General features: G+C 69.6%; 4 protein-coding genes. All 4 read right to left on the minus strand.

Features of this window, described 5'->3' with window-relative positions; translation table 11 throughout:
* Positions 1-1,502, minus strand: a 1,502-nt coding sequence (gene gatB, locus STRIP9103_RS22245) for an Asp-tRNA(Asn)/Glu-tRNA(Gln) amidotransferase subunit GatB (protein WP_009318812.1), incomplete at its 3' end; no start/stop codon positions are given.
* 15 nt (positions 1,503-1,517) lie between these two features.
* On the minus strand, positions 1,518-1,757 hold the full coding sequence (locus STRIP9103_RS22250) for a hypothetical protein (protein ID WP_009318814.1): 240 nt from the start codon (positions 1,755-1,757) through the stop codon (positions 1,518-1,520).
* Positions 1,754-3,250 carry an Asp-tRNA(Asn)/Glu-tRNA(Gln) amidotransferase subunit GatA gene (gatA, locus tag STRIP9103_RS22255; RefSeq protein WP_009318810.1) on the minus strand — a complete coding sequence of 499 codons (1,497 nt, stop codon included), beginning with the start codon at positions 3,248-3,250 and terminating at the stop codon, positions 1,754-1,756. The genes STRIP9103_RS22250 and gatA overlap by 4 nt, the downstream gene beginning before the upstream one ends.
* Before the next feature lie 7 nt (positions 3,251-3,257).
* Positions 3,258-3,554, minus strand: coding sequence for an Asp-tRNA(Asn)/Glu-tRNA(Gln) amidotransferase subunit GatC (gene gatC, locus STRIP9103_RS22260; RefSeq protein WP_048820758.1), 297 nt, complete (start codon positions 3,552-3,554; stop codon positions 3,258-3,260).
* Positions 3,555-3,675: the final 121 nt, after the last annotated feature.

The raw sequence follows: 3,675 nt of genomic DNA on the forward strand, positions 1-3,675 counted from the left end.
ACGCCCAGCTTCTGAAGGATCAGCTCCTTCACGCGGGCCGCGTCGGCCTGCCCCCGTGTGGCCTTCATGACCGCGCCGACCAGGGCGCCGGCCGCGGCCACCTTGCCGCCGCGGATCTTGTCCGCGATGGCCGGGTTGCCGGCGATGGCCTCCTCGACGGCGGTGGTCAGGGCGCCCTCGTCGGAGACGACCTTCAGACCGCGCTTCTCGACGACCTCGTCCGGGGTGCCTTCGCCCGCGAGGACGCCCTCGATGACCTGGCGCGCCAGCTTGTCGTTCAGATCACCGGACGCGACGAGCGCGGTGACCCGGGCGACCTGCTCCGGCGTGATCGCCAGCTCGTCCAGCGCCTTGCCGGACTCGTTGGCGCTGCGGGCCAGCTCGCCCATCCACCACTTGCGGGCGGAGGCGGCGTCGGCCCCGGCCGCGATGGTGGCGACGATCGGCTCCAGAGCGCCGGCGTTGAGGATCGCCTGCATGTCGGTGCCGCTGATGCCCCACTCCTCGCGGAGCCGGTTGCGGCGGACCAGCGGCAGCTCGGGCAGCGCGGAGCGGATCTCCTCGACCCACTCGCGCGAGGGGGCCACCGGCACCAGGTCCGGCTCGGGGAAGTACCGGTAGTCCTCGGCCTCCTCCTTGACGCGGCCCGAGGTGGTGGACCCGGTGTCCTCGTGGAAGTGGCGGGTCTCCTGGACGATCGTGCCGCCGGACGACAGCACGGCCGCGTGGCGCTGGATCTCGAAGCGGGCCGCCCGCTCCACGGAACGCAGCGAGTTCACGTTCTTCGTCTCGGAACGCGTACCGAACTTGTCGGCGCCCTTGGGCATCAGCGACAGGTTCACGTCGCAGCGCATCTGGCCCATCTCCATGCGGGCTTCCGACACGCCGAGCGCCTTGATGACCTCACGCAGCTCACGGACGTACGCCTTGGCGACCTCCGGCGCGCGCTCCCCGGCCCCGACGATCGGCTTGGTGACGATCTCGATGAGCGGGATGCCGGCGCGGTTGTAGTCGAGCAGCGAGTGGGACGCGCCGTGGATACGGCCCGTCGCACCGCCCACGTGCGTGGACTTGCCGGTGTCCTCCTCCATGTGGGCGCGCTCGATCTCCACGCGGAAGACCTCGCCGTCCTCCAGCTGTACGTCGAGGTAGCCGTTGAAGGCGATCGGCTCGTCGTACTGGGAGGTCTGGAAGTTCTTCGGCATGTCCGGATAGAAGTAGTTCTTCCGGGCGAAGCGGCACCATTCGGCGATCTCGCAGTTCAGCGCGAGACCGATCTTGATCGCCGACTCGACGCCGGTCGCGTTGACGACCGGGAGCGCGCCGGGCAGGCCGAGGCAGACGGGGCAGGTCTGCGTGTTGGCGTCCTGACCGAGCTCGGTCGAACAGCCGCAGAACATCTTGGTCTTGGTGCCGAGTTCGACATGGACCTCAAGGCCCATGACGGGGTCGTACGACGCCAGCGCGTCCTCGTACGACACCAGGTCGGTCGTGGTGGTCACGGTGAAACTTCCCTCTCAGCCCAGCAGGACGTCGTCGTCGCCCAGCCGCTTCAGCTCGCGGTAGAGGATGGCGAGGCCGGTGACGATGGCGGCGGCGGACACGGCCGCGTCGATCAGGCGCAGCGTGTCGTTCTCGACGCGGGCCTTCTTGGCCTGCTTGACGACACTGATCGCGCCGAGCGCGGTGGTGGCCATGGACAGATACGTACCGGAACGGGACTTCTTGAAGCCCTTGGCCTTGGACAGTGCACTCACAGCGACGGAGCCTCCTCGAGCAGCGGGTGACCCCACTTTTCCACGAAGGCGGCCTCGACGGCGGCGCCAACCTTGTAAAGACGGTCGTCCTTCATCGCCGGGGCGATGATCTGCAGCCCGACGGGCAGCCCGTCCTCCGGCGCGAGACCGCAGGGCAGGGACATCGCGGCGTTGCCCGCGAGGTTGGTCGGGATGGTGCACAGGTCCGCGAGGTACATCGCCATCGGGTCGTCGGCGCGCTCACCGATCGGGAAGGCGGTGGTGGGCGTCGTCGGCGAGACGATGACGTCGACCTTCTCGAACGACTTCTCGAAGTCGCGGGTGATGAGCGTACGGACCTTCTGGGCGGAGCCGTAGTACGCGTCGTAGTAGCCGGAGCTGAGCGCGTAGGTGCCGAGCATGATGCGGCGCTTCACCTCGGGGCCGAAGCCCGCCTCACGGGTGAGGGAGGTGACCTCCTCGGCGGAGTGCGCGCCGTCGTCGCCGGTACGGAGGCCGTAGCGGAGCCCGTCGAAACGGGCGAGGTTCGACGAACACTCGCTCGGCGCGATCAGGTAGTACGCGGCCAGCGCCAGGTCGAACGACGGGCAGTCCAGCTCGACGACCTCGGCGCCCAACTCCTTGAGCAGCTCGACGGCCTCGTCGAACCGCTGTACGACACCGGCCTGGTAGCCCTCGCCGCGGAACTGCTTGACGACGCCGACGCGCATGCCCGCCACGCTGCCGTTGCGGGCGGCCTCGACGACCGGCGGAACCGGGGCGTCGATGGAGGTGGAGTCCAGCGGGTCGTGGCCGGCGATGACCTCGTGGAGGAGGGCCGCGTCCAGGACCGTACGGGCGCAGGGACCGCCCTGGTCGAGGGAGGAGGAGAAGGCGACCATGCCGTACCGGGAGACGGCCCCGTACGTCGGCTTCACACCGACCGTGCCGGTGACGGCGGCCGGCTGGCGGATCGATCCACCGGTGTCGGTGCCGATGGCGAGGGGCGCCTGGAAGGAGGCGAGGGAGGCGGAGGAGCCACCGCCGGAGCCGCCGGGGATACGGGTGAGGTCCCACGGGTTGCCGGTCGGCCCGTACGCGCTGTTCTCGGTGGAGGACCCCATGGCGAACTCGTCCATGTTGGTCTTGCCGAGGATGACGACGTCCGCGTCCTTCAGCCTCTTGGTGAGGGTGGCGTCGTAGGGCGGGATCCACCCTTCGAGGATCTTCGACCCGACGGTGGTGGGCACCCCGACCGTGGTGAAGATGTCCTTGAGCGCGAGCGGCACACCGGCGAGCGGGCCGAGCTTCTCGCCCTTGGCGCGCTTCTCGTCCACGGCACGGGCCTGGGCGAGGGCGCCCTCGCGGTCGACGTGCAGGAAGGCGTGCACCTTCTCGTCGACGGCCTCGATACGGGCCAGATGGGCCTCGGTGACCTCTACGGCGGTGAGTTCGCCGGAGGCGATCTTCGCGGCGATCTCGGCCGCGGTGAGCTTGATGATGGCGTCGGTCATGACGTGATCAGTCCTCCCCCAGGATCTGCGGCACCTTGAAACGCTGCTGCTCCTGGGCCGGGGCGTCGGACAGCGCCTGCTCGGGGGTGAGCGAGGGACGGACCTCGTCCGCGCGCATGACGTTCGTCAGCGGCAGCGGGTGCGAGGTCGGCGGGACGTCTTGGTCGGCGACCTCGCTGACGCGGGCGACCGCGCCGATGATGTCGTCCAGCTGGCCCGCGAAGTGTTCGAGCTCTTCGGGCTTCAGCTCCAGACGCGCCAGCCGGGCGAGGTGGGCGACCTCCTCGCGCGTAATGCCAGGCATGCAGCGATCCTCTGGGGGTGAGTGCGGTGTGGTTTGGGCCCAATCCTAGGGTGCCCGTGCGGTTTCCCGCGCCAGGGTTCTTCGCCCCCGCCGCCCCTACCCGTCCCTCCCCCATCCAGGG

Origin of the sequence: Streptomyces ipomoeae 91-03, from assembly GCF_000317595.1 — a bacterium.
GTDB classification, from domain to species: Bacteria; Actinomycetota; Actinomycetes; order Streptomycetales; family Streptomycetaceae; genus Streptomyces; species Streptomyces ipomoeae.

Bases quoted from the DNA above. Each gene is read 5' to 3' on its own strand.
- gatA (WP_009318810.1), bottom strand. From the start codon at position 3,250: ATGACCGACGCCATCATCAAGCTCACCGCGGCCGAGATCGCCGCGAAG.
- gatC (WP_048820758.1), bottom strand. From the start codon at position 3,554: ATGCCTGGCATTACGCGCGAGGAGGTCGCCCACCTCGCCCGGCTGGCG.